Annotated in this window: 3 protein-coding genes and 3 pseudogenes; 4 read left to right on the forward strand and 2 right to left on the reverse strand. The window is 46.9% G+C overall.

All coding sequences use genetic code 11. The annotated features are described in order from the left end of the window. Nucleotides 1–13 precede the first annotated feature (13 nt). A pseudogene (locus tag RMO52_RS21220) lies at nucleotides 14–289 on the forward strand (SulP family inorganic anion transporter); the annotation flags it as partial. Between the two features lie 37 nt (nucleotides 290–326). Here RMO52_RS21220 and RMO52_RS21225 read toward each other — a convergent pair. Next, a complete protein-coding gene (locus tag RMO52_RS21225) occupies nucleotides 327–4,073 on the reverse strand; it encodes a PAS domain S-box protein (protein WP_310418288.1) in 3,747 nt (1,248 codons plus the stop codon). Nucleotides 4,074–4,251: 178 nt separating this feature from the next. Then, entirely contained in the window at nucleotides 4,252–4,446 is a 195-nt protein-coding gene (locus RMO52_RS21230; protein WP_309741639.1) for a hypothetical protein, read from the reverse strand. Nucleotides 4,447–4,813: 367 nt separating this feature from the next. Here RMO52_RS21230 and RMO52_RS21235 point away from each other — a divergent pair. The 3 genes and pseudogenes from RMO52_RS21235 to RMO52_RS21250 all read left to right on the forward strand — a co-directional run bounded on the left by RMO52_RS21235 (nucleotide 4,814) and on the right by RMO52_RS21250 (nucleotide 6,361). Next, nucleotides 4,814–5,197, forward strand: a pseudogene (locus RMO52_RS21235) (DUF302 domain-containing protein). 75 nt (nucleotides 5,198–5,272) lie between these two features. Continuing rightward, nucleotides 5,273–5,693: pseudogene (locus RMO52_RS24860) on the forward strand (hypothetical protein); the annotation flags it as partial. Between the two features lie 266 nt (nucleotides 5,694–5,959). After that, nucleotides 5,960–6,361, forward strand: a complete 402-nt coding sequence (locus RMO52_RS21250; protein WP_310418291.1) for a hypothetical protein — start codon at nucleotides 5,960–5,962, stop codon at nucleotides 6,359–6,361. The last annotated feature ends 235 nt before the right edge of the window (nucleotides 6,362–6,596 follow it).

The following is a 6,596-nucleotide window of genomic DNA, read 5'->3' on the forward strand; positions in this document are numbered from 1 at the left end:
CTCGTCGTGCTAACTCTCAGTGGGGCCAGAATCAACTACAGCGGTGATGACGGCTGCGGCGATTTCGCCGTTGCTGCTGGCGGATGGGAGTAATTATGGGGTGCTGACTGCTACTCTGGCGATGCTGGTTGGGGCGATCTGTGTGGTTGCCTGTGTTGCTAGATTAGGATTTCTCGCAAACTTGCTCTCGACGCCAATTCTAGTCGGCTATATGGCAGGTGTCGCGCTGATAATGATTGCCGGACAATTGGGCAAAATTAGCGGGATTTCTATTCAAGGCAACACTGTATTAGTCGCTCCAACAGGAGAAACTGATGTTCTTCAAGCTAAATCTCGGCTAATGTTTGGAGCATTTCGGCGGTGGTAAATGGCTTAGTTAGTACTGCGCTGACTTGCTGTTTATCGACGATCGCGGCTAGATTGAGATAGGAGCCGCTCATCACCACAATTTGAACTTCGGGATTAATTTGTTGCAGAGCGAGAATTATCGATGGGGTGTCTAGATGGGGCATCATCATATCGATGAGGACGATCGCAATACGATGATGATTTTGGGTATATATATCGATCGCTTCGATCCCATCGCTAGCTAAGATGACGCGGTAGTTATACGTTTCTAATGATTCTTTGGTAATTTCACGAATTGCGGTTTCATCATCGACAACTAATACCAATCGCCCCTGCCCATCGTAGAGATCTTCGGCTGTGGTTGGAGATTCAACTTCTCGACGATCGTTAGCGGGGAGATAGATTTTAAAACAAGTACCACGCCCAACTTCGCTCTCAACCTCGATCGCGCCCCCATGCGCTTTGACGATCCCCTGTACGGTTGACAAGCCTAATCCCGTACCTGTCTCTTTGGTGGTAAAGAAAGGATCGAAGATCCGATCGAGCATTTCTCTAGTCATCCCCATGCCAGTATCGGCAATAGTAATCAGGATATAAGATCCTAGTGGTGGCTGGAGCTGGAGCTGGGCATAATCTGCATCGATAACGATGTTTTCCGCACTAGCCGCAATCGTGCCACCGTTGGGCATGGCATCTCGCGCATTGACAAATAGATTCATCAATACTTGATGAATTTGTGTCGCATCGATACTTACCAGCCATAGATCTTCAATATCATTGTTAACTTCAATCTCAATCGATCTAGGGAAAGTTTGTCGCGCGACACTGATGATTTCTGTGAGAATATGCCGTACCTGTAGCACCGCGCGTTCGCCATCCAGCCCCCGCGCAAAGGTGAGAATTTGCTTCACTAAACCACTACCGCGCTTGGAACTCTCTACCAACATATTCAATAATCGGCGACTGCGATCGTCCAAATTGGACAATGTTAGCGGTAAAAGCTGGGCAGCACCGACAATCGGCGTGAGCACATTATTCAAATCGTGGGCGATGCCACTGGCAAGGCTACCCAGACTTTCCAGCCGTTGAGCGCGAAGGAATTGTTGCTCTAGGGATTTTTTCTCAGTAATGTCAGTATCGACACTGAGAATCGAGCGCGGATTGCCCGCCTCATCCCGCATCAGCGTCCACCGACTTTCGACGATTACTTCTTTACCAGTTTTGGTAACTTTATGTAACTCACCTTGCCACGATCCGCGATCCAAGACACTGCTAAAGGCAATTGCGACCGCTGTTTCTGGTGGGGTATCTGGATAAAAGAGTTGGGCGGTAGTCCGATCGATCGCCTCAGTTGCCAGCCAGCCATAGATAGCTGTCGCGCCATTGTTCCAAAATTGAATCTGACCATTCAAATCCCGGACGATAATCGCATCAGTCGCAATATCGAGCAAAGCGGCTTGCTCCTGAATTTTTTGGGCGGCGGCTTTGCGCTCGGTAATATCTCGCCCTTCTGGAATCAACATCACGACTTTGCCAGTGTCATCGAAGATCGGACTGAGGGAAAAATCGACAATAATATGGGAGCCATCTGCCAAAATAGAGGGGGCTTCAAATCTGATTAGTTGACCTGTCGCCGCTTGGACGATCGCTTGTTGCAGTTGCACTTGCACGTCAGGATAATGAGTCCACCACGGAGTCGTCCAAAATGGCTGCCCACTGACATCATCCAGTGTCGCCCCGACCGCATCCAGCGCGGTGCGGTTGACTTCGAGCACAATTCCATCGGGATCGAGTAATCCCATAAACTCGAAGGTATTATCGAAAATTGCCCGAAACTTCCGTTCGCTATCTCGCAGCGATTCTTCGGCTTGCTTGCGACTGGTAATATCAAATTGAATCGATAGATACTGAAAAGGCTGCCCGCGCTCATCTAAACAGGGAACGATTGTCATGGCTACCCAGTAAAAACTACCATCTTTGGCGCGATTTTTAATTTCCCCGCTCCAGACTTGCCGGCTACTAATTACCGCCCACAAATCTCGAAAAAATTCCGATGGATGGTAGCCAGAATTGATAATTTGATGAGTTTTACCTAATAATTCTGTCTCTGAATATTGAGAAATTTCACAGAATTTATCATTGACATAAATAATCTGCCCCTGTCGATCGGTAGCGGCAACTATTGCCGATCGATCTAAGGCATATTTCTGAAATTGGAGTGATGTTAATGTTGTGTGGGCGACAGTCTCAGCCCGTTTTTGGTCGGTAATATCTCTGGTAAAACAGCGAGTATGGATGAATTTGCCATCCTTGAAAAAAGCGTGAGCATCGATTGAGACATCACAGATCGAGCCATCTTTGCGCCAGACTTGAGCCTCACATCCTCGCATCGATTCATTTCTCGATACTCGCTGCAAAAGATCGGTCAACTTTATTCGGTCTATATGAAAATTTATGAGCGGTTGACCGATATATTGAGATCGATCGTAGCCAAACATATTTAGTTCAGCCTGGTTTACCCAGACAATATTACCCTCAATATCGACCCAATTCATCCCAATTAAGGCATTCTCAATAAAATCTGAAATTCCCTGTTGACTAGCTTCTAAAGCGACATTGCACGATCGTTGCTCGGAGACCTTAATTTGGAGTTCTTCAGTTAGCAATGCTGATTCAGCAGTTCGAGCTAATACGCGCTCTTCCAACGTTTGGGAAGCTCGACGTAATGCAGCTTCTACCTGCTCTCTTCTAGCTACTTCCGATCGTAATTCCCGATTAGTTTGCTCCAATTCGGCGGCTCGATCTAGCAATTGCGATTGCAAACTATCGACTATACATAGCATTTCTAACGGATCGAGCAATTGCAATAGATTCGACTGAGTAAGAATACCCACTAATTCACCGCGATCGTTTTTTATGACCAATCGTCGAATATTTTTAGTTTGCATCACTTGCTGCGCCGCCCAGAGCGAATCTGTGGGCTGCAAACAAAACAACGGAGTACTCATCACCGCTGCGGCTAACAATTGGTCTAAATCTAGTTCAAACGCCTGAAACTGGACAACATCCCGTTCGGTGATAATCCCGACTGGGCGGAGCGGCTCATCTCCATCCATAATCACGATCGAACCGATGCCTCGTTCGACCATCATCTGCGCGATCTCCAAAATCGTTGTCGTTGGAGTTGCCTGAATTACTGCTGTTGTCATCCCTTCAGCGATCGACCGAAATCTTAATAGATTGACTGGCTGTAAAATTTGGCGAATATGCTCTGGCGTAACCACCCCGATGAGCTGCTGGAGATCGTCGAGAATCGGTAAATGTCGGATTTTGTGCTGTTGAAAGATCCCTAGCGCAGTCATCACCGTATGCTGCTCCGACAGCACCAAGGTAATCGGATCTACGGTCATTACCTCCCCGACTTGCACGCTGTGTAAATCAGTTTGACTAGCAGAAAGTTTGACTAAATCGCGTTCGGTAAAGATCCCGATTAATCGACGATTTTCAATAACTAATACCGCGCTGTGACGTGCGGCGGCGGCAATTTCGAGGACTCGATCGCTGGCGATTGGATCTGAGTTAGGCAATAGACAGATCTGTCCCTTTGCCTGACTCATTAAGGTAATTACTTTGACTAAGGGTAGAGTTGAAGTGACAATTAATGGCTGCCGATCGACGAGCGATGCCAAACTTGGTAATTTTTGGATCGGATTGGCGTTAGGCATATACGGTCGGGATAAACATCCTGTGTATCTATATTAAGCCTAGAGAAAATGCTATGCAACGCGATTTGTCACATTGCATCACACAATTATCGATCTTTGAGTATTCCAGAAAGCGATCTTACCAATCGTTTTCTGGCTAATTCTCTAGTTGGCGATCGATCCTGAAAAATCTACTAAATTACAGTTCGATTAGCGAGCTAAAACTCTCCCCGGCTCTCTGACTTGGCGTTGTATCTGCAATCAGCTTGGCAACCCGAATCGCGGAAATAATCGCGCCTTCATGCAAGCCATCGCCAAGATAGGCTCCCACATGGTAAGTGCGATAATTTCCTGCCGATCGTGGAAAGCAGCCACGGTATACAGTATTTGACACCAGAGCAGATAGTGGAATTGGGGCTGACGATGGGCTTTGATTATGAGGCACACCCCAATCTCAAGCCCACATTCCGCTAGTCCAAGCGAGCGAAAAATAATTAAAACGAAGCCATAGGAGCGTAGCGATTGTATTCTCAATAGGCTAAGACTATTGAGAATATGTCGGCGAGCGCCAAAAAGAGACTAAATCGCTAGAAAGGCTGATACGAAAGGATTCTGCATCTGATTATTTTTTAGGCGATCGAACTAGCGGAATGTGATCTCAAGTTATTTGTCTACGAACATGTTGCTGCGATGCAACCGACTAGCGCGGAACCTGCTGTTAGCAAAATTAATTGTTTGATATCTTTTGGAGGTGACTAAAAATGAGTTATGACTTCAGTAAAGTTTTGCATGTTCCATTTGATGAGGCGATCGATTGAGTCACTGCAAATCTACAAGCAGAGGGCTTTGGTATTCTGACTGAAATTGATGTCCGAGCCACGATGAAAAAGAAGCTGAATGTTGAAATGCCCAGCTACAAAATTTTGGGAGCTTGCCATCCTAATTCTGCTTATCAGGCATTACAAATTGAAGATAAGGTGGGCACGATGCTGCCTTGTAATATAATTGTGCAGGAGCAGACAGACGGCGTGGAGGTATCAGCGGTAGATCCAATTGCCTCGATGCAAGCAATTGCCAACCCAGCATTAAAAGACGTGGCAGAACAGGTTCAGTCTAAGCTGAAAGTGGTTATCGAGCATCTTTGACAGTCACAAGTTCTTCACATTCTTTGCATAAGATGACAACAGAATCGCGATCGGATTAGGGAGGATTTTATTCATTATTGCCAATCTGGGCGCGAAAATCTTTGCGATCGAGCGCAATTCACTGGCGATCGCATTGATGGTGGTTGCGCTGAATACGCCGTCGCTGATGCCCGATTTTGTTTCCCGATTCCCATGGGATACCCCGACTTGCAAGCCGCACCGCTGCTGTGTGCTGGACTCATCGGCTATCGCTCACTAATGATGGCGGAAGACGCACTACGAACTATTGTAGGGCGAACGGGTATTGCGATCGATTGCCAATCTCACCCGCCGCGATGGTGAAGATTTTTTGGCACTGGCTCCCAAAATTCCGATTCAGACTCAGGTTGAGGCGTTTCCGTTAGCTGCGCCAAATGAAGATCTAGATTCGCTTCGGCGCGGTAAAATTCAAAGCGTAGCAGTTTTAACCGTTTCAGCGGTGAAGATTCTCCATTGACGTAGCATTCAGCCAGAAAAGAGAATCTGCCCAAAATATTGGGGTAGTAGTGATGCGGTGGATATTCTCAAACTCAACGAGTTTGGCTGACGATCGTCCAAACTGCTACCCGATCGATTGGAAGATTATGCCATCTTTGGCGAACCTTGATATGCACCTCGTGCTGGTACTGTCAGCAGTACTGAAAGCTCCTTGCCGGATCTAATTCCACTAATCTAGTAGATACAATTAGCGAACGAGAGTTAAGCATGATATTGCTCAGAAGTATGGCCATCTGGTTCATTTTTATCGCGCTCGAAAGCCTGAACGGGACGATTCGCACTTTGTGGCTAGTGCCACTATTTGGCGATCTGCGGGCACATCAACTTTCATTCATTACCGGATCGCTGCTGATTCTGACGATCGCGACAATCTCGATCCGCTGGATCGAAGCCACCAGTTTGGCTCAACTAATCAGCGTGGGAGTCCTGTGGATGTTGCTGACAGTAACGTTCGAGGTTGCCTTGGGACGCTGGGCATTCGGATATTCCTGGGCGCAAATCGCGGCTGACTACAATTTGTTCCAAGGTCGATTGATGGCAATTGGTTTAGTTTTGCTCTTATTCGCGCCGCTGATTGCTACCCGAAGTAGGGATGTTTGGATCGTTAGTGGAACCTACGGTCGGTAATCGTCCCCAAAGCACTTCCTAACGGTAAATTTACGCCAGCAATGGTCTACATCGAAGCAGAGAATCATGAATCAGATCGACAAAAACAGGGACGATTTTACCCCTAGAATTAACATGTTACGCTGAAGGTAATTACGGAGCAAAGAAATGGCAGGAAAGTTGACGCTCATTGTCGAGATGGTGACTGTGTTAGGAGCTGCAACTACTGTCGGATACTTAGCCAATCGCTTAAAGC

Origin of the sequence: Chamaesiphon sp. OTE_8_metabat_110 (assembly GCF_031382685.1) — a bacterium.
In the GTDB taxonomy this organism is placed as follows: domain Bacteria; phylum Cyanobacteriota; class Cyanobacteriia; order Cyanobacteriales; family Chamaesiphonaceae; genus Chamaesiphon.